This window comes from Agrobacterium sp. 20P9.1.2, from assembly GCF_057799395.1.
Map to the genome: position 1 here is coordinate 1006056 of NZ_JBYOKI010000001.1, position 18469 is coordinate 1024524.

Sequence of the window (18469 nt, forward strand, 5' to 3'; positions counted from 1 at the left end):
TGGATGGAGCGGGGCGGTCTGCGAAATCATTGCTCTTCGTATTGCGTGAACGAAGGATCGGCCAGATCCGCAAAGCGGGTGAATTCCGACTGGAACTGGAGCTTCACCGTGCCGGTCGGTCCGTGGCGTTGTTTGGCGATGATGACGTCGGCTGTGCCTTTGACGCGGTCGAAATGCGCTTCCCATTCAGCATATTTCGGGTCGGACATTTCGCGCGGCTCCATGTTCTTGACGTAATATTCCTCACGGAACACGAACAGCACCACGTCGGCGTCCTGCTCGATGGAGCCCGATTCACGAAGGTCGGAAAGCTGCGGGCGTTTGTCTTCGCGGCTTTCCACCTGACGGGAGAGCTGGGAGAGTGCGATGATGGGAACGTTGAGTTCCTTGCCAAGGGCTTTCAGGCCCGTGGTGATCTGGGTGATTTCCTGCACGCGGTTTTCGCCTGATTTGCCGGAGCCGGTCATCAGCTGAATATAGTCCACCACGAGGCAATCGAGGCCGCGCTGGCGCTTGAGGCGACGGGCGCGGGCTGAAAGCTGGGCGATGGAGATACCACCGGTCTGGTCGATATAGAGCGGCACCTTCTGCATCATCTGGCTGCAGGCAACAAGCTTTTCGAAGTCCGCCTCGGTGATTTCACCACGGCGGATTTTCGAGGACGAGACTTCCGTCTGCTCGGAAATGATACGCGTTGCCAGCTGTTCGGAAGACATTTCGAGCGAGTAGAAGCCGACGACGCCGCCATTCTTGGCCTTGAACGAGCCATCCGGCTGCACTTCCTGCTCGTAGGATGCGGCGATGTTGTAGGCGATGTTGGTGGCAAGCGAGGTCTTGCCCATACCCGGACGTCCCGCAAGCACGATCAAGTCGGAGCGCTGCAAGCCACCCATGCGGCCATCCAGAGAGTGGATGCCGGTGGAGATGCCCGAGAGATTGCCGTCACGCTCGAAGGCGGCACCGGCCATGTCGATGGCGAGCGAGACCGCATCGTTGAACGACTGGAAGCCGCCGTCGTAACGGCCGGTTTCGGCCAGTTCGAACAGACGGCGTTCGGTGTCTTCGATCTGAGACTGCGGCGGCATGTCGAGAGGCGCATCATACGCAATGTTGACGACGTCTTCACCGATCTGGATGAGCGCACGGCGCAGGGCGAGGTCGTAGATGGCGCGGCCATAGTCTTCCGCGTTGATAATGGAGACGGCGTCCGAGGCAAGGCGTGCAAGGTACTGCGCAACGGTCAGGTCGCCGATCTTGCCATCTGCGGGCAGGAAGGTCTTGATCGTCACCGGGTTGGCGGTCTTGCCCATGCGGATGATATCGCCCGCGACTTCGAAAATCTTGCGGTGAAGCGGCTCGTACAGATGCACTGGCTTCAGGAAGTCGGACACGCGGTAATAGGCATCGTTGTTGACGAGGATGGCACCCAAAAGCGCCTGTTCCGCTTCGATATTGTTCGGTGCTTCGCGATAGAGCGGTTCAGCAGCCGGGGCGGGGGTGATCTTCCTCACAGCGTCGTTCATGGTTTGTGTGATCTCCCTTGAGCCTTGTTACGGGCCTTCATTTTCTTGCAAGCCTGCCGGTTTGAAGTGTGACAGCGCGGCAGTCAATGACATTGCAGCAACAGTGACAGACAGGCTTGCCCGAATGGTGGCAGGCGGCATCACAATGCGTGTTGTTAACAGTAATCCACAGGGCAGTCCGTGATCGGCGTCGGTGCGCTGCGAATCACTTTTCCCATGCCATGAGTTTACGTCATGGCTGCCATCGCGACAAAGCCTCTTGCATTTCAGTGTTGCCGAAAATAAATAGGCATGAAATAGATAGCGTGCTAATTATAAGGTGTAGGTGCATTGTCTCGGGCGACTGAAAAAGAGCAGCTTTTCGATGAGATGGCGGCCTTCAACCGCAAGCTCAGATCCTTCTTCAATGCCAGAGTGGCGGAGCAGGGGCTGACGCTGGCGCGGGCAAGGGCGCTTTTCGCGCTTTCACGTCGCGGACCGCTAACTCAGAAGGAGCTTGCCGAGGAGTTGGAAATCGAAACGCCGACGCTGGTGCGCGTGCTGGATGCCATGGAGAAACAAAACCTCATCGAGCGGCGTTCTGATGAAACTGACCGGCGGGCAAAGCGCGTACACATGACGCCAGATGGTTTAATGACATTCGAGGATGTGCATATGCAGGCAAAATCCATGCGGGCCGACATCGCAGCCGATATTTCGACGGATGATATCAGCGCCGCATTGGAGGTGGTTCGCCGCCTGTCTGCAAACCTGCAAAACCTCGTTGGCGAAAAGGTGCAGTCGTGAGCAACGCCGTTTCAACCCTTCAGGATGCATCGGACGATGATGTCGAGGCCGTGCCGGAAACACCTGTCACCCCCGCTCCGCCGCCGGAAAAATCTTTCTACGCAAAGCTACTGTATATCTTCGCTGGTCTGTCGTTCTTCGTAACGCAGGGCATGGGCATGAACATTGTCATGGCCAATATCTACCAGTTGCAAGGTGAGTTTTCGGCCACGATTGCGGAAGTCGCCTGGCTCTCGGCGGCCTATATGGCGCCCTATGCCACTTTCTCCATCGCGCTGTTCAAGGTCCGTCAGCAATATGGCCTGCGGCCCTTTGCGGAAATCAGCATCATCTGTTTCGTGCTGGCATCCTGCCTCAATCTCTTCGTGACGGATCTGCATTCGGCCATCGTCGTGCGCTTCGTCAGCGGCATGGCGGCGGCACCGCTGTCTTCGCTCGGCTTTCTCTATATTCTCGAAGCTTTCCCAGTGCAGCGCAAGCTGACGGTGGGCCTCAGCATCGCGTTGACCGGCACGCTTCTGTCGGCACCGCTCGCCCGCATCATCTCCCCTACTTTGCTGGATATCGATGGCTGGCAGGCGCTTTACACGATGGAGGTCGGGCTTTCGCTGGCCGTGCTGCCCATCATCTATCTGCTGCCGCTAACGCCACCGCCGCGCGCGAAGGTTATCGAGCGCATGGACATATTGAGCTATCTTCTCTTTGCAGGTGGTCTTGGCTGTCTTGCCGTATTCCTGACGCTTGGCCGCTTTTACTGGTGGTTCGAGACGTGGTGGCTTGGCGTATTACTGGCGACCTCCATCGGCCTGCTGGCCATAATGACCATGATCGAGTTGCCACGCAAAAATCCGATGCTGGATTTGCGTTGGATATTCTCGCGCACCAATCTGCATCTGATCGCGATCCTGCTGATCTATCGCGCCGTGTCTTCGGAACAGTCCTCCACGGCGGTGAGCCTCTACCAGCAGCTTGGCATCCTCAACGAGCAGACGACCGGGCTGTATGCGCTCATCATCGTCGCGACGTTGCTGGGTGGTGCTTTGTGCGCGCTGTTGATGCTGACGAAATATGTCGATACCGCCCATGTCATTGCGCTGGCGCTGATCGCGCTCGGGGCCTTCATGGATAGCGGTTTGACCAATCTCGTGCGGCCGGAACAGATGTATCTGAGCCAGGCGATGATTGCCTTCGGCGCAGCCATGTTCCTGCCGCCGGTCATGGCCAAGGGCTTTGGTGCGGCGCTGGCTAAAGGTCCGCCTTACCTCGTCAACTTCATCACCATCTTCATTTTCACGCAGATCACAGGTTCTCTACTGACGACCGGCCTCGTTGGCTCCTTCGTGACGCTGCGGGAAAAATTCCACTCGAATATTCTGGTGGAAAGCATTCTGTTGCAGAACCCGCAGGTGGCGCAACGCGTCAGCCAGCTGTCTGCCGGGTACAGCCACGTCATTACCGATGCCGCGCTTTTAAAGGCAGAGGGCCTGTCGCTGCTCGGGGCGCAGGTCACGCGCGAGGCCTACATCCTGGCCTATAACGACACGTTCCTGCTGATTTCGGTTTGTGCCGCTGCTGCTCTTGTCATGCTTTTGCTTCATCTTGCATGGTTACGTCTCAAGTCTCTGCTGAAAGGCGAAGACGAGATCGTGGCCGCACCTCAATCCTGATTGCCCAGAGATATAAAAATGCTGAAGAAAATATTCACGCCTCTTACTCTCATCGTTCTCCTGGGCGGCGTCGCCGGTGTCGCGCTGGTGCTTTACGCATGGCGCCTGCCGCCCTTTTCCAGCTCTGTGGAAATGACCGACAACGCCTATGTGCGCGGCTATGTCACGACCATGAGCCCGCAGGTCAGCGGCTATATCGTCGATGTGCCGGTCAAGGATTATCAGGAGGTCAAGCAGGGCGACATTCTGGCCAAGGTGGATGACCGCATTTTCCGCCAGAAGGTAGCGCAGGCTGAGGCCTCTCTCGATAGCCAGAAAGCGGCTTTCGACAATTCCCGCCAGCAGGAAATCGCGGCAAAGGCAAACATCGCCTCGGGTGAAGCGGCAGTGGACAGCGCGCAGGCCTCGCTGAAACAGGCGCAGCTTGCCGCCGACCGTCAGGATAGTCTTTTGCGCAGCGGTGCAGGCACCTCCAGCGTGCAGGAAGAAGCACAGGCCAATCTCGACAAGGCCCGCGCCGGTCTTTCACAGTCGAAGGCAGCCCTTGAGGTGGCGCGACAGGATTTGCAGACCATCATCATTAATCGCGGCTCCTTGCAGGCGGCTGTTGCCAATGCGGAAGCAGCCGTGGAACTGGCAAAGATCGATCTTCAAAACACCGAAATTCACGCGCCGAAAGACGGCAAGCTGGGTGAAGTCGGCGTTCGCGTCGGCCAGTATGTCGCTGCCGGTACGCAGTTGATGGCAGTCGTGCCGCATGACATCTGGGTTGTCGCCAACTTCAAGGAAACGCAGCTGGCGGGAATGGAAGCAGGGCAGGTGGTGTCTATCTCCGTTGATGCACTGCACCGCAGGAAGTTGACCGGTAAGGTCGAGCGCTTTGCGCCCGCCGCTGGCTCCGAATTCGCCGTCATCAAGCCGGACAATGCCACGGGCAACTTCGTGAAGATTGCCCAGCGTTTGGGCGTGCGCATCTCCATCGATCCTGACCAGCCTCTGGCCGCCGAGCTTTCGCCCGGGATGTCCGTTGTGGTGCGTGTGGATAAGGGCAAAGCGCCTGAGGGTGCCGAAACGGCTGCGAAGTAGACGTTAAACAGTCGCGGGCAGGGCGCTGGTCCTGCCCGTGGTCACACCGCGTTCCAGTCTGCCTGTAGGCAGAAGATGTCGCGAAAGCCCCTGTCGCCGACAGGCGTGATACGCAAAGCGCGGCTGTCCGGGCGTCTGGTGATCCACCCCAATTCCAGCGTCCGGTCCAGAAGGGCAGCACCCACGCGCCCGGCAATGTGGTGACGGCGCTCGCTCCAGTCCAGACATGTCTTGCACAGCGGACGCTTCGAGCGCGTGCCATCTTCCAGATCGATCCCGAAATCCTGCAGGAACGCCTTTCCATCGTCGGTCACAAGTGCGCCTTCGTCTGACAGAATGATGCGCCCGCTTGTCGAAAGACTATCCGCCATGGCGACCGCCAGTCTGCCTGCAATGTGGTCATAACAGCTGCGGGCGATGCGCATGTCCTTTTCCTTCGGGCCGACGGGGTGGTGTCGCTTGGGCCCATCGGCGGCGATGTTCATCAAGGCGTCTATGCCATGTGCCACCTGTGGGGAGGCCAGACGGTAATAGCGATGCCGCCCCTGCTTGACGGTGGAAAGAAGATGGGCGTCCACCATTTTCGCCAGATGTCCGCTGCCGGTCTGCGGGGTAACGCCTGCCTGCCGGGAAAGCTCGCCAGCGGTCAGCGCCTGTCCGCCCATCAATGCGCAGAGCATATTGGCGCGGGTCGTATCGCCTATAAGATTTGCGATAGCAGCGATTGTATTGGGTGACGCGATATTGTTCATTCCAGAAATCTAGCACCAAAGCAGGGGGCCGTCAGCGGGGCATTGTTCGGCCGTGACCGAAGCATCCCGCCTGCCGATGTCTCTATAAAAAAGAGCATATGCCTCATCTAAGGAAGAAATGAATGACTGGAAAATTCGGGCTGCTTCGAGAACTTGGTCTGCTGGTTCTCTTGGGGTGCCTGTGGGGCAGCTCCTACACCTTTATCAAAATCGGTATCGAGACCATACCGCCAGTGACGCTGATTGCGGCGCGCACCGCGATTGCCGGTGGCATCTTGATGGCCATCATCCTCTGGCGCGGCCTGCGCCTGCCGAAAGATATGGAACTGTGGAAGCGTTTCGCCATACAGGCCATGCTCAACAGCGTGCTGCCCTTCACGCTGATTGCCTGGGCGGAACATTATATCGACGCCGGGCTTGCGGTTATCCTCAATTCGCTGACACCGGTTTTCACCTTTCTGCTGACGCTGCTCATCACGCGGCATGAGACGCTGAGTGGCCGCAAACTGTTCGGCGTCATGATCGGTTTGGTCGGTACGGTGGTGATGATCGGCATTCAGGCGCTGAATGGCTTGGGGAATGTCGTTCTCGCCCAGCTCGCCGTTATTCTGGCAACCGTGTTTTACGCAGGCGCAGCGATCTTCGGGAAGAACTTCAAGGGTATCGATTCGATGATCCCTGCTGCCGCCTCGCTGATCTGCGGTGCAGTTATTCTCATTCCGCTCAGCGCTATCGTGGACCGCCCATGGGAGCTTGCGCCATCGACCAGATCGATCATGGCACTGCTGGGCCTGTCGGTGTTTTCCACGGCGCTGGCCTTCACCATCTACTTCCGGCTTGTTCATACGCTTGGGTCGCTTGGAACGACGGCGCAGGCGTATGTGCGCGTGCCTGTCGGCGTTGCAATCGGCGTCGTGTTTCTGGGCGAGCAACTGCATGCCACGACAATGATCGGTTTGGTCTGCATTCTGGCCGGTGTCATTGCCATGACACTGCCGCCGCAAGCTTTGCGCTTCAAACGAAGAGCAGCTTAGGATACTCAACTGCCTTCGCCAAAAAGCAAAAACCCCGGATGTCGCCATCCGGGGTTTTCGTTTGTGAGCCGCTAAAGCCCGCAAATATTACTCGTCGTCGCCGTCCTGATCTGCATCTGGATCAAAGAAGTCTTCTGGGCGAAGAGCGTCTTCGTCAACGCCGTAGATGGCGTCAGCAGATGTGAGGCTTTCGCCCTTTGCCTGACGCTCGGCTTCTTCAGCAGAACGGGCAACGTTCAGTTCAACCTGAAGCTCGACTTCCGAGTGCAGGTGAAGCGTAACGTTGTGCAGACCAATGGTCTTGATAGGCGTGTTGAGTTCGACCTGGTTGCGGCCGATGTTGAAGCCTTCAGCGCCGAGGATTTCAACGACGTCGCGTGCAGCAACAGAGCCGTACAGCTGGCCGGTTTCGCCAGCGGAACGAACAACGATGAAGCTCTTGCCAGACAGTGCGTCTGCAACGGTCTGTGCTTCGGACTTGCGCTCAAGGTTACGAGCTTCGAGCGTTGCGCGCTCGGATTCGAAACGGGTCTTGTTGGCAGCGTTGGCGCGAAGAGCCTTGCCCTGCGGCAGCAGGAAGTTACGTGCGTAGCCATCGCGAACCTTTACGGTTTCGCCCATCTGGCCAAGCTTGGCGATGCGTTCGAGAAGAATGACTTCCATCTTCTTGATCCTTTCTAGTTGTCGGTTTCGTTTGTGTTGTCGGTTTTCCGCGCCGGAGTAAGGGAGATCGTGCTGCGCACGTCGCTTAGACCCAGTACGAGAATGATGAGCAGCGGAAACATGAAGATCGCTGAAATATAGCTGAGAACCAGCACCGGCCAGCGCCAGTCCTTGCCCTTGGAACGGTGGTGCAGGGAGGCATAACCCGCCATCAGGAAGCCCGCGCCGAATGTGCCGCAGATGACGGCTCCAATCATGGCCACGGTGCCGCCGACGAAGGTCAGCACGATGCCGCCGAGAAAGATGAAAATCGCATTGCGGTGCATGCGCAGTGCCGCTGCAATGTCTTCGCGCGGACGTAGACCCTTGCCGAAGGAGCGGACCATGCGGCTTGCGAAATAATAGGCCGCAAACAGCATGATCACCCAAAGTCCGCCCTGGATCATCGGCAGCATCAGCACCAGCAGGGATTTCGTCTGGGCGAGCGCCGTCGCATCCGGTGTGAACGAGGCTTCGCGTGCCTGTACCGATGCCATCATCACATCAACCAGCTGCGAAACGAGATCAGGGCCGTAGCCGATCATCGTACCGAGAATGATGACGGAGAGGGTGATGAGGCCGCACAGATGCAGCACGATGCCCGACAGCGGATACCAAGCCATCAGATCATCAGGGCCGCCGATTTCCGATGCGGGACGTGCAAGATTGGCAAGGTGAGACAGCCAACCGGCGGGGACGAGCGTGAAAATCGCAATCGTTACTGCAAAGATCGGCGAAACGGCAAGCGCGCCAAGGAAGGCAGCGGAGAGAACGGCGACAATGGCCGCAGCATTGCCCCAGCCGAGACCGGCCACAAGAATGGGCATCGCGGAAGCGGCATAAAGCAGGAATGACATGGACGACTGTGCCGTTGCGCCAAGCGTCAAAAACGCGGCACATACGCCGGCGAGAACGCCGGAAATCAGCACTGTCTGGTTCAATCGTATCAACGTCGCTGTCCTGCCCAGAATTTGGTAGCAGTTAGAGGATGGCTTAGAGCCTTGATCCCCAACATGGGTTTTGGTGTTTGGTCGATCCGCGCCCAACGCGGAAGGATATTAAAGTCTCGGCCTGCTGATTAAGAGTCAGCTGCTTCGAGAAGAAAAACGAGGCCGCGCCAAAGCGCAGCCTCGTCAGTGTCAATTAAGACAGAACGTAAGGCAGCAGGCCGAGGAAACGAGCGCGCTTGATCGCCTGAGCGAGTTCGCGCTGCTTCTTCTGCGAAACAGCTGTGATACGGGAAGGAACGATCTTGCCACGCTCGGAAATGTAGCGCTGCAGAAGACGTACGTCCTTGTAGTCGATCTTCGGTGCGTTAGCGCCGGAGAAAGGGCACGTCTTGCGACGGCGGTGGAACGGGCGGCGTGCCTGGGAAGAAGATGCGTCAGCCATTATATATGCTCCTTATGCACGGTCTTCGCGCGGACGGCGCGGACGGTCTTCACGGTCGCCGAAGCCACCTTCACGCGGCGGGCGAGGACCACGGTCGAAACCGCCTTCACGCGGGCCACGGTCAGGACGGTCGCCGTCACGGCGTGGACGGTCGTCGCGATCGCGCTTCTGCATCATTGCAGACGGACCTTCTTCGTGGGCTTCCACGGCGATGGTCATGTAACGAAGAACGTCTTCGTTGATGCGCATCTGACGCTCGATTTCGTGGATAGCCGGTGCCGGAGCATCGATGTCCATCAGAGCGTAGTGAGCCTTGCGGTTCTTCTTGATGCGGTATGTCAGGGACTTCAGACCCCAGTTTTCGACGCGTCCGACTTTACCGCCGAACGATTCGATAACACCCTTGTACTGCTCGACAAGTGCGTCGACCTGCTGGGCAGTGATATCCTGCCGGGCAAGGAAGATGTGTTCGTAAAGAGCCATTTAAGCTTTGCCTTTCTTGCGTTTCATTCATCACCCGGCAACGGCGCTAAGCCTCAACGACTGCTCCTGTTTGGCAAAAGCCAAGGGCAAGAAAAGCGTTGTTCGAGACGGTCGAGAGCGGAGACACGGGAGGCCGGAAACCTTATGGTCCTGCGGTTTCGTAAACGAAACCAGCCCTCCGTTCAGCCACCAGCCAATTGGACCGGGTGTTGTGAACAGCGCGCTTATACGGATTTCTCGTAAGAATGCAAGCGCGCTGCCTGAAAAAGCACGGTTTAGGCCGTGTCAGATCGCCATAGGATACTGACGATGTAAGTCCGCGATGCTCTTCAGCACCTCTTCGGACAGCTTGATGTCAGCAGCGGCGATATCCGTCTTAATCTGTTCCATTGTCGTTGCGCCGATGATGGAGGACGCCATGAAGGGGCGGGAAAGGGTGAAGGCGATGGCAAGTTGGGCCGGGTCGATGCCGTGTTCGTAGGCGAGTTCGAGATAGGCCTTGACCGGCGCTTCCTGCAGAGGCTGCAAGCGTCCGCCGATATCCTTGTTGATCGAACCGCGGGAGCCTTCCGGGCGGGCGCCGCTCTGGTATTTGCCAGTCAGGATGCCGCCAGCCAATGGGGAATAGGCCAGAAGCCCGACATTCTCGTGATGCGCGACTTCTGAAAGGTCGAGATCGAAGTTGCGGTAGAGCAGATTATATTCGTTCTGGATGGAGGCGACGCGCGGCAGGCCGTTGGCTTCGGCGATGTCGATATATTTCTGCGTACCCCATGCGCTTTCATTGGACAGGCCGATGGCGCGGATTTTGCCAGCCTTGACCAGTTCGCCTAGCGTTTCCAGCTTTTCGGTGATTTCGGACAGTGTCTTTTCGGTGTTCTGCGTCGAGGCATCGAAACCCCATACGCCACGGAAATGGTAGGTGCCGCGGTTGGGCCAGTGGATCTGGTAGAGATCGATATAGTCGGTCTTCAGGCGGGCAAGGCTGGTATCGACGGCTTCACGAATGGAGGCGGCATCGATATCGCGTCCACCCCTGATGTAGTCACGACCGGAGCCTGCGACCTTGGTGGCCAGCACGATATCCTTGCGCTTGCCGGTCTTCTGAAACCATGTGCCGATATATTCTTCTGTGCGGCCCTGCGTTTCTGCCGAAACCGGCGTGGTGGGGTAGAGTTCGGCGGTGTCGAAGAAATTGACGCCGTTTTCGACGGCATAATCCATCTGTTCGTGCGCTTCGGCCTCGGTATTCTGCGTGCCCCACGTCATGGTGCCGAGGCAGATTTCCGACACGGAAATGCCCGTACGTCCAAGGGTATTATGTTTCATGGAAATGTCCTGATGCTTGGCTGATGGCTTGGAAAGGTGCGCTGGAGACTAGCCGTGATTTGGCCGAGCGCAAGAAAAAACATTCCGGAAAATTCGATGCTTATGGCGGTTTTCAAGCGATTTATCGTCCAAGGGTAGTAATCGCGCTTCTGTTTATGTCAAAACGGAGATGTATTTCCCTTTTGGCGCGCAACCATCTCCTGCTGTGTGCATTTGGGTTCGATCATAAACCAGCGCGGAGGACCGTGAATGACAGACAGTGCAGCAATTGCGCAGCCGACAACAGTTGATGATAAGGCGGTGCCGCCAGCAACCGGGCGATGGAAACTCATTGGCCCCGGCATCGTGGCTGCCGCTACCGGTGTTGGCGCTGGTGACCTCGTTGCTACGTTGATTGCCGGTTCCCGATTCGGCTATGCGCTTTTGTGGGCTGCCGTTCTCGGTTGCATCGTGAAGATCGCACTGGCAGAGGGTTCCGCGCGCTACCATCTGGCTACCGGTTCCACCATGCTGGAAGGCTGGCGGTCGCTGGGCAAATGGACCAGCTGGTATTTCGGCATCTACATCATGGTCTGGGGCTTCGTGTATGGCGCAACGGCCATGAGCGCCACGGCCCTGCCGCTGGCCGTCTTCTTCCCATCCGTGCCGCTTTGGATGTGGGCTGTGCTGACCGGTCTTTCCTGTGCCGCTTTCGTGGCCTTCAATCGCTATGAAGCCTTCGAAACCGTCATGAAGATTTTCATTGGCATCATGTTCGTCATCGTGATCGGCATCGCCATCATGGTCTCGCCGAATGTGGGTGAAGCCGTAACGGGTCTTATCCCGACGATCCCCGAGGGATCGGCGATCTATACGCTCGGCCTCATCGGTGGTGTGGGCGGTACCATCACTATGGCGTCCTATGGCTATTGGGTGAATGCCAAGGGCTGGCGCACGCCGGCCTGGATGGGGGTGATGCGGCTAGATAACCGCGTTGCCTATATCGTCACCGGCATGTTCGTCGTGGCCATGCTCATCATCGGTGCTGAACTGCTCTACGCCTCTCAGATTGCGCTCTCGACCGGCGATCGCGGTCTTCTCGATCTCGACCGCGTGCTGGAAGAACGATTCGGCAGCACCATGTCCACTCTGTTCCTGATCGGCTTCTTCGCCACGGCGGTTTCTTCGGTGCTGGGCGTATGGCAGGGCGTGTCCATGCTCTTTGCGGATTTCGTGCGCGGTATCAAAGGCGAAACCGGTACCCGCGAAGGGCTGGAAAAGACACCTGCCTTCCGCTTTTACCTGTTCTGGCTAACGATCCCGCCCATGGTGCTGCTGTTTCTGGGACGTCCGTTCCTGCTCGTCATTATATATGGCGCGCTCGGAGCCTTCTTCATGCCGTTCCTGGCTCTGACGCTGATCTGGCTTCTCAACTCCTCACGCGTGCCGAAAGAGTGGCGCAGCGGCTGGCTGTCCAACGGTCTGTTAGGCATTTCCGCGCTGCTGTTCATTGTACTCTGCATCAGCGAAGTGGTTGGCCTGTTTACCCGATGAAGCGTCGATTGCGGGGTGTGAAAGGTGGACAGACACTTGGCGCACCCCGCAAAGCCTTGACTCTGTGGGCCGGAATGTGAATGGAAGTCCCCAAGAAAATAAGAGAAGGGATGGATCCCATGGCTATTGCATTCACATTTCCGGGTCAGGGCAGCCAGGCTGTCGGCATGGGCAAGGAGCTTGCTGAGAACTTCGCAGAGGCGCGCGCCGTCTTTGAAGAGGTTGATGAGGCGCTTGGCCAGAAGCTTTCCGACATCATGTGTAACGGCCCGGAAGAGACGCTGACGCTGACGGCAAATGCCCAGCCAGCGCTAATGGCCGTTTCCGTCGCTGTCATGCGGGTGCTGGAAGCACGCGGACTGAAGCTTGCCGACAAGGTTTCCTATGTTGCCGGTCACTCACTCGGCGAATACTCTGCGCTCTGCGCTGCCGGAACATTCTCCCTTTCCGATACCGCCCGTCTGCTGCGCATTCGCGGCAACGCTATGCAGGCCGCAGTGCCGGTGGGTGAGGGCGCAATGGCGGCCATCATCGGTCTCGAGCACGGCGATGTAGAAGCGATCTGCAAGGAGGCCGCTATTGGTGGCGTTTGCCAGATCGCTAATGATAATGGCGGTGGACAGCTGGTTATCTCCGGTTCTAAGGCTCCGGTTGAAAAGGCTGCGGCACTGGCATCCGAAAAGGGCGCAAAGCGCGCCATCATGCTGCCTGTGTCAGCACCCTTCCATTCAGCACTGATGGCACCTGCTGCTGATGCCATGCGTGAAGCGCTGGCTGATGTGGCCAAGAAAAGCCCGGTCGTGCCTGTCATCGCCAATGTGCGTGCAGCACCCGTATCGGATGCCGACGAGATTGCCAGACTGCTGGTCGAGCAGGTAACGGGCCAGGTTCGCTGGCGCGAAACCGTTGAGTGGTTTGCGGCAAACGATGTTACGACACTCTACGAAATCGGTTCCGGCAAGGTGCTGACGGGTCTTGCCCGCCGCATTGACAAGACGGTGAACGGCGTTGCCGTCGGCACGCCTGCCGATATCGATGCTGCTCTGGCAACACTTCTCGGCTGAGTTCTAAAGATAGACAAAGGATAAACATCATGTTTGATCTGACCGGCCGCAAGGCTCTCATTACAGGTGCAACCGGCGGCATCGGCGAAGAAATCGCCCGCACGCTGCATGCACAGGGCGCAACAGTTGGCCTTCACGGCACCCGCGTCGAAAAGCTGGAGGCGCTTGCGTCCGAGCTTGGCGAGCGCGTCAAGATTTTCCCGGCCAACCTTGCCGACCGCGCCGAAGTCAAGGCGCTGGGTGAAAAGGCCGAGGCCGAACTCGAAGGCGTCGATATTCTCGTCAACAATGCCGGCATCACCAAGGACGGCCTGTTCGTTCGCATGAGCGATGAAGACTGGGACAATGTCATCGAGGTGAACCTCACCTCCATGTTCCGTCTGACGCGTGAGCTGACGCATCCCATGATGCGCCGCCGTTTTGGCCGCATCATCAACATCACATCCATCGTTGGCGTAACCGGAAATCCCGGCCAGGCCAACTACTGCGCCTCCAAGGCTGGCATGATCGGCTTTTCGAAGTCGCTGGCGCAGGAAATCGCCACACGTAACGTCACCGTCAACTGCGTAGCACCGGGTTTCATCGAAAGCGCGATGACCGGCAAGCTGAACGACAAGCAGAAAGAAGCCATCATGGGCGCCATTCCCATGAAGCGTATGGGCACCGGCGCGGAGATCGCTTCGGCTGTTCTTTACCTTGCTTCCAACGAGGCAAGCTATATGACGGGCCAGACGCTGCACGTAAACGGCGGTATGGCGATGATCTAACAGCCTTGCCCGCGGCACGCCGTTGAGAAAATTGCCTGTAGAGCAAGATGGTTAGCACTATTTTAAGGCTTTTTTCTCCCCGGAAACCGTGTTAAGCGGGCGAAGACTGTGAACAGTCGTCCCGGAAACAAAAGCGACCGTTGCGATTTCTTGGCGCGATGTTTAGCTTGAACCGGGTTGAACGGGTTTGCCCACGGTGCCTGCCTTGAAAGGCGCTTGGGGGTTTTAACAGGGCAGGGTGTCTTAAGAAGGCATTCCTTTCAAAGTAAAGGTCGAGGAAACCGACATGAGCGATATCGCAGAACGCGTGAAGAAAATTGTAGTTGATCATCTTGGCGTTGACGCCGAAAAAGTCGTTGAAGGCGCAAGCTTCATCGACGATCTGGGCGCTGACTCGCTCGACACCGTTGAACTGGTTATGGCGTTCGAAGAAGAATTCGGCGTTGAAATTCCAGACGACGCAGCTGACTCGATCCTGACTGTGGGCGACGCTGTAAAGTTCATCGAAAAGGCTCAGGCCTGATCGTTTGAATAAAAAAGGGAAGGCATCTGCCTTCCCGATATGGCCCGGCCAGTCCGGGCCAATATTTTATCCTGCGGCGCTCGGCATCGCGCGAGTGCTGTAAATAGCATAGCGATGATTGGATAAGGGCGGAGCATTAGCGATGAGACGTGTCGTTATCACCGGTACCGGCATGGTATCTCCTCTTGGCTGCGGAACGGAAATTACCTGGGAACGGCTTCTGGCCGGCCAGAATGGTGCGCGTCTCGTAACCGAGTTCGAGGTTGACGATCTTCCTGCGAAAATTGCTTGCCGCATTCCCGTCGGTGACGGTTCCAACGGAACCTTTAATGCCGATGACTGGATGGAGCCCAAGGAACAGCGCAAAGTCGATCCCTTCATCGTCTACGGGATGGCCGCAGCTGAAATGGCCCTGATCGACGCTGGCTGGCATCCATCCACCGGAACCGACGAAGACCAGATCATGACCGGCGTCCTGATCGGCTCCGGCATCGGTGGTCTAGAAGGCATTGTCGAGGCGGGCTATACGCTGCGCGACAAGGGCCCGCGCCGCATCTCTCCATTCTTCATTCCCGGTCGTCTGATCAATCTCATTTCCGGTCAGGTTTCCATTCGCCACAAGCTGCGCGGACCGAACCACTCGGTGGTCACCGCATGCTCCACCGGTGCGCATGCCATTGGCGATGCAGCACGGCTGATCATGCTCGGCGACGCCGATGTTATGGTTGCGGGTGGCGCGGAATCTCCTGTTTGCCGTATTTCTCTTGCCGGTTTTGCCGCCTGCAAGGCGCTGTCCACGCAGCACAATGACGATCCGCAAAAGGCCTCGCGCCCCTATGACAAGGACCGTGATGGTTTCGTTATGGGCGAGGGTGCCGGTATCGTCGTTCTGGAAGAACTGGAACACGCCAAGGCGCGCGGCGCGAAGATTTATGCCGAAGTCGTCGGCTATGGCCTATCCGGCGACGCGTTCCACATCACGGCTCCGTCCGAAGATGGCGAAGGCGCTTACCGCTGCATGTCCATGGCGCTGAAGCGCGCAGGATTGACGCCAGCGGATGTCGATTACATTAATGCCCATGGCACATCGACCATGGCCGACACCATCGAGCTTGGCGCTGTCGAGCGTCTGGTGGGCGACGCGGCCTCGAAGATTTCCATGTCCTCCACCAAGTCCGCGACCGGGCATTTGCTGGGTGCTGCTGGCGCCATCGAAGCCATTTTCGCTACGCTTGCCATTCGCGACAACATCGTGCCGCCAACGCTCAATCTCGACAATCCCGATGTCGAGACAGCCATCGATCTGGTGCCGCACAAGGCGCGCAAGCGCACCGTCAACGTGGCGCTGTCCAACTCCTTCGGTTTCGGCGGCACCAACGCATCGCTCGTGCTTCGCCGTTACGAAGCGTAAACCGCGCGGCTCTTGCCGTTTGGTCAGGAATCGCAGACAAAGCATTGAGTTTTCCCGGTTAACAGCCGGAATATTCATCTTCGCTGTCCGATTTGGCAGCGTTTGAGAGCGGAAAGGTCGCTGTCTTTGGAAACGAAGATGTGTTCGATGTTTCCCCATCTACCGAGTGCAGAATAGCCTGCCGAACCTGTTTTTGCCGCATTGCCTGCTCAAATAGCCGCTGTAATGCCGAACTGAAAAGGACCGCCGGTGAGCGATACGAGAGAGAACAATCAGGCCCCTCAAGGACGTGAAGGCTCGAGTGAGAGCAAGGGCGGCCCGATCATTCCGAAATCTCCGACCGAGGCTTTGAGACCTGAAAAGGTTCCAGCCCCGCCGAAGCGCTCCCGCAAGGCCCACAGCCAGGTGGTGATTTTCCTCAATTTCCTCATGACTTTGGTGGTTGCCGTCTGCGTGGTCGGCGTTGCGGCCTTCTATTACATGATCAATTCGTTTCACGAGCCGGGCCCGCTGGAGATCAGCAAGACGGTCACCGTTCGTAACGGCGCGGGTCTTGCCGAAATCGCCAACAATCTGGAACGCGAGGGTGCGATCTCCAATGCGCGTGTCTTCCGCCTGATGGCAGACCGCTACATGACGCCAAGCCAGACGCCGAAACCCGGCGAATATGAAATCAAAGCCCACACATCCATGAAGGACATTCTGGCGCTGCTGGAATCCGGCAAGTCCATTCTCTACACCGTGTCCATGCCGGAAGGTTTGACGGTCAAGCAGATGTTCGCACGCCTTGCCTCCGACACGATCCTTGAGGGTGATCTGCCAGCCGAATTGCCAGCCGAGGGATCGCTGCGCCCGGATACCTATCCCTTCACGCGCGGCACCAAGCGGGAAGAGGTTGTCAACCAGATGCGCGCCGCCCAGACGCGGTTGATCCAGTCGATCTGGGAACGTCGAGACCCGGATCTACCGCTCAAGACCATCGAAGAATTTGTCACACTCGCTTCCATCGTGGAAAAGGAGACCGGCAAGGATGATGAGCGCGGCCATGTGGCGTCGGTCTTCTACAACCGCATGAAAAAGAACATGCGTCTGCAATCCGATCCGACCATCATCTACGGTCTTTTCGGCGGTGAGGGTAAACCATCCGATCGGCCGATCTACCAGTCCGATTTGCAAAAAGAAACGCCGTTCAACACCTACATCATTCGTGGCCTGCCACCGCACCCGATTGCCAATCCGGGCCGCGCAGCGCTCGAGGCAACGGCCAATCCCTGGCGTACGGATGATCTCTATTTCGTGGCCGATGGCACCGGTGGTCATACCTTCGCCAAGACGCTGGATGAGCACAACGCCAACGTCCGCCGCTGGCGCAAGATCGAGGCCGAAAAGGCTGCGGCTGGCGGCACGCCGGAAACGGCGGTGGACGGGCAGCCGGGCGGATCGCAAGCCGAGAAGCCAACAGGAAATTGATATTTATGCCCACTGCCGCCCTAAAGCGGCAGTGGTTGTTTCAGGGGGTATATTTCATGACATTGCAATCCATGACGGGTTTTGCCCGCAGTGAAGGTTCGTGCGGACGCTACCGCTGGGCGTGGGAGCTTCGCTCCGTCAACGGCAAGGGACTTGATCTGCGTCTGCGCCTGCCGGCTGGCATGGAAGCGCTGGAAACGGAACTGCGCGACATCGCTGCCAAAAGCCTCTCTCGTGGAAATATTCAGGCCGGTCTCAGCCTGTCTGCTTCCGAAACCAAGATGGAAGCCGTCGTCAACCGCGATGCACTGGATGCCGTTCTCGCCCTCAAACGCGATCTGGGTGATGCCGTGAGCGATGCGCCGCTCAGCTTCGACACTTTGCTCTCCGTGCGCGGTCTGGTGGAGTTTCGCGAGCCGGAAGAGGCCGCTGACGAGCAGGAAGCCCGCAACCGCGATATCGTTGAGGGCTTTGACGCAGCTATTTCAGCGCTGAAGGCAATGCGCGAGCGTGAGGGGACCTCGCTGTTTGCTATTCTCTCCGGCCACATCGACAAGATCGAGCAATTGACCCGCATCATTGAGGCTGACCCGTCGCGACAGCCGGAGCAGATTAGAGCGCGACTGGCCGCCCAGATTGCTTTGATTGGTGACGGCAATGCCGGACTGGATCGGGATCGCCTGCATGCCGAAGCGGTACTGCTTGCCACCAAGGCGGATTTGCGCGAAGAAATCGACCGTCTGATCGGCCATGTGGCCGCGGCGCGGGAGCTTTTGAGCAGCGGTGTGCCGGTTGGGCGCAAGCTGGATTTTCTTGCACAGGAATTTAACCGTGAGTCGAATACAATCTGTTCCAAATCCAACGCCAGTGCTGTAACCGCTGCTGGTATCGAATTGAAAGTGGTGATCGATCAATTCCGCGAACAGGTCCAAAATCTGGAGTAGACC

18 protein-coding genes are annotated in these 18469 nt (G+C 57.9%); 11 read left to right on the top strand and 7 right to left on the bottom strand.

Features of this window, described 5'->3' with window-relative positions; genetic code table 11:
* Positions 1–26: 26 nt before the first annotated feature.
* The gene (locus AC27VJ_RS04980; protein WP_045231824.1) at positions 27–1523 is read right to left on the bottom strand and encodes a replicative DNA helicase; all 1497 of its coding nucleotides are present in this window, start codon (positions 1521–1523) and stop codon (positions 27–29) included.
* A gap of 330 nt (positions 1524–1853) precedes the next feature.
* Here AC27VJ_RS04980 and AC27VJ_RS04985 point away from each other — a divergent pair, with 330 nt between their 5' ends.
* The 3 genes from AC27VJ_RS04985 (at position 1854) to AC27VJ_RS04995 (ending at position 5062) form a co-directional block, all read left to right on the top strand.
* Positions 1854–2309: a MarR family winged helix-turn-helix transcriptional regulator gene (locus tag AC27VJ_RS04985; protein ID WP_488683037.1), complete on the top strand. Its 456-nt coding sequence runs from the start codon at positions 1854–1856 to the stop codon at positions 2307–2309.
* A gap of 152 nt (positions 2310–2461) precedes the next feature.
* Positions 2462–3976, top strand: a complete 1515-nt coding sequence (locus AC27VJ_RS04990) for an MFS transporter (RefSeq protein WP_488683193.1) — start codon at positions 2462–2464, stop codon at positions 3974–3976.
* Positions 3977–3994: 18 nt separating this feature from the next.
* Complete coding sequence (locus AC27VJ_RS04995; protein ID WP_353576359.1) at positions 3995–5062, top strand: HlyD family secretion protein; 1068 nt, start codon at positions 3995–3997, stop codon at positions 5060–5062.
* Between the two features lie 41 nt (positions 5063–5103).
* On the opposite strand, the gene AC27VJ_RS05000 is transcribed toward AC27VJ_RS04995, so the two are convergent.
* On the bottom strand, positions 5104–5814 hold the full coding sequence (locus AC27VJ_RS05000) for an ArsR/SmtB family transcription factor (protein ID WP_488683038.1): 711 nt from the start codon (positions 5812–5814) through the stop codon (positions 5104–5106).
* A gap of 122 nt (positions 5815–5936) precedes the next feature.
* Here AC27VJ_RS05000 and AC27VJ_RS05005 point away from each other — a divergent pair, with 122 nt between their 5' ends.
* Positions 5937–6848 carry a DMT family transporter gene (locus AC27VJ_RS05005; protein WP_488683039.1) on the top strand — a complete coding sequence of 304 codons (912 nt, stop codon included), beginning with the start codon at positions 5937–5939 and terminating at the stop codon, positions 6846–6848.
* Between the two features lie 87 nt (positions 6849–6935).
* Here the strand turns inward: AC27VJ_RS05005 and rplI are convergent, their stop codons facing one another.
* The 5 genes from rplI to AC27VJ_RS05030 all read right to left on the bottom strand — a co-directional run bounded on the left by rplI (position 6936) and on the right by AC27VJ_RS05030 (position 10754).
* The gene (rplI, locus tag AC27VJ_RS05010; RefSeq protein WP_062452555.1) at positions 6936–7511 is read right to left on the bottom strand and encodes a 50S ribosomal protein L9; all 576 of its coding nucleotides are present in this window, start codon (positions 7509–7511) and stop codon (positions 6936–6938) included.
* A gap of 14 nt (positions 7512–7525) precedes the next feature.
* Positions 7526–8500: a YybS family protein gene (locus AC27VJ_RS05015; protein ID WP_488683040.1), complete on the bottom strand. Its 975-nt coding sequence runs from the start codon at positions 8498–8500 to the stop codon at positions 7526–7528.
* A 193-nt stretch (positions 8501–8693) separates the two neighbouring features.
* Complete coding sequence (rpsR, locus tag AC27VJ_RS05020; protein ID WP_042618600.1) at positions 8694–8942, bottom strand: 30S ribosomal protein S18; 249 nt, start codon at positions 8940–8942, stop codon at positions 8694–8696.
* A 12-nt stretch (positions 8943–8954) separates the two neighbouring features.
* On the bottom strand, positions 8955–9425 hold the full coding sequence (gene rpsF / locus AC27VJ_RS05025) for a 30S ribosomal protein S6 (protein WP_062452557.1): 471 nt from the start codon (positions 9423–9425) through the stop codon (positions 8955–8957).
* Between the two features lie 285 nt (positions 9426–9710).
* The gene (locus tag AC27VJ_RS05030) at positions 9711–10754 is read right to left on the bottom strand and encodes an aldo/keto reductase (protein WP_488683041.1); all 1044 of its coding nucleotides are present in this window, start codon (positions 10752–10754) and stop codon (positions 9711–9713) included.
* Positions 10755–11003: 249 nt separating this feature from the next.
* Here AC27VJ_RS05030 and AC27VJ_RS05035 point away from each other — a divergent pair, with 249 nt between their 5' ends.
* From AC27VJ_RS05035 to AC27VJ_RS05065, 7 genes are all read left to right on the top strand, one after another.
* Positions 11004–12287 (top strand): Nramp family divalent metal transporter, encoded by a 1284-nt coding sequence (locus tag AC27VJ_RS05035; RefSeq protein ID WP_488683042.1) that lies wholly within the window; start codon positions 11004–11006, stop codon positions 12285–12287.
* A 119-nt stretch (positions 12288–12406) separates the two neighbouring features.
* Entirely contained in the window at positions 12407–13351 is a 945-nt protein-coding gene (fabD, locus tag AC27VJ_RS05040; protein ID WP_488683043.1) for an ACP S-malonyltransferase, read from the top strand.
* A 29-nt stretch (positions 13352–13380) separates the two neighbouring features.
* Positions 13381–14118, top strand: coding sequence for a 3-oxoacyl-[acyl-carrier-protein] reductase (gene fabG / locus AC27VJ_RS05045; protein WP_113086860.1), 738 nt, complete (start codon positions 13381–13383; stop codon positions 14116–14118).
* Positions 14119–14404: 286 nt separating this feature from the next.
* Positions 14405–14641: an acyl carrier protein gene (locus tag AC27VJ_RS05050; protein WP_006727438.1), complete on the top strand. Its 237-nt coding sequence runs from the start codon at positions 14405–14407 to the stop codon at positions 14639–14641.
* A 142-nt stretch (positions 14642–14783) separates the two neighbouring features.
* On the top strand, positions 14784–16052 hold the full coding sequence (gene fabF / locus AC27VJ_RS05055) for a beta-ketoacyl-ACP synthase II (protein ID WP_113086861.1): 1269 nt from the start codon (positions 14784–14786) through the stop codon (positions 16050–16052).
* A gap of 249 nt (positions 16053–16301) precedes the next feature.
* A complete protein-coding gene (mltG, locus tag AC27VJ_RS05060; RefSeq protein ID WP_488683044.1) occupies positions 16302–17522 on the top strand; it encodes an endolytic transglycosylase MltG in 1221 nt (406 codons plus the stop codon).
* A 56-nt stretch (positions 17523–17578) separates the two neighbouring features.
* Positions 17579–18466, top strand: coding sequence for a YicC/YloC family endoribonuclease (locus tag AC27VJ_RS05065; RefSeq protein WP_488683045.1), 888 nt, complete (start codon positions 17579–17581; stop codon positions 18464–18466).
* The last annotated feature ends 3 nt before the right edge of the window (positions 18467–18469 follow it).

Coding starts and splice junctions, on each gene's coding strand:
- AC27VJ_RS04980 (WP_045231824.1), bottom strand. CDS start 1,523: ATGAACGACGCTGTGAGGAAGATCACCCCCGCCCCGGCTGCTGAACCG.
- AC27VJ_RS04990 (WP_488683193.1), top strand. CDS start 2,462: ATGGGCATGAACATTGTCATGGCCAATATCTACCAGTTGCAAGGTGAG.
- AC27VJ_RS04995 (WP_353576359.1), top strand. CDS start 3,995: ATGCTGAAGAAAATATTCACGCCTCTTACTCTCATCGTTCTCCTGGGC.
- AC27VJ_RS05000 (WP_488683038.1), bottom strand. CDS start 5,814: ATGAACAATATCGCGTCACCCAATACAATCGCTGCTATCGCAAATCTT.
- AC27VJ_RS05005 (WP_488683039.1), top strand. CDS start 5,937: ATGACTGGAAAATTCGGGCTGCTTCGAGAACTTGGTCTGCTGGTTCTC.
- rplI (WP_062452555.1), bottom strand. CDS start 7,511: ATGGAAGTCATTCTTCTCGAACGCATCGCCAAGCTTGGCCAGATGGGC.
- rpsR (WP_042618600.1), bottom strand. CDS start 8,942: ATGGCTGACGCATCTTCTTCCCAGGCACGCCGCCCGTTCCACCGCCGT.
- rpsF (WP_062452557.1), bottom strand. CDS start 9,425: ATGGCTCTTTACGAACACATCTTCCTTGCCCGGCAGGATATCACTGCC.
- AC27VJ_RS05030 (WP_488683041.1), bottom strand. CDS start 10,754: ATGAAACATAATACCCTTGGACGTACGGGCATTTCCGTGTCGGAAATC.
- AC27VJ_RS05035 (WP_488683042.1), top strand. CDS start 11,004: ATGACAGACAGTGCAGCAATTGCGCAGCCGACAACAGTTGATGATAAG.
- fabD (WP_488683043.1), top strand. CDS start 12,407: ATGGCTATTGCATTCACATTTCCGGGTCAGGGCAGCCAGGCTGTCGGC.
- fabG (WP_113086860.1), top strand. CDS start 13,381: ATGTTTGATCTGACCGGCCGCAAGGCTCTCATTACAGGTGCAACCGGC.
- AC27VJ_RS05050 (WP_006727438.1), top strand. CDS start 14,405: ATGAGCGATATCGCAGAACGCGTGAAGAAAATTGTAGTTGATCATCTT.
- fabF (WP_113086861.1), top strand. CDS start 14,784: ATGAGACGTGTCGTTATCACCGGTACCGGCATGGTATCTCCTCTTGGC.
- AC27VJ_RS05065 (WP_488683045.1), top strand. CDS start 17,579: ATGACATTGCAATCCATGACGGGTTTTGCCCGCAGTGAAGGTTCGTGC.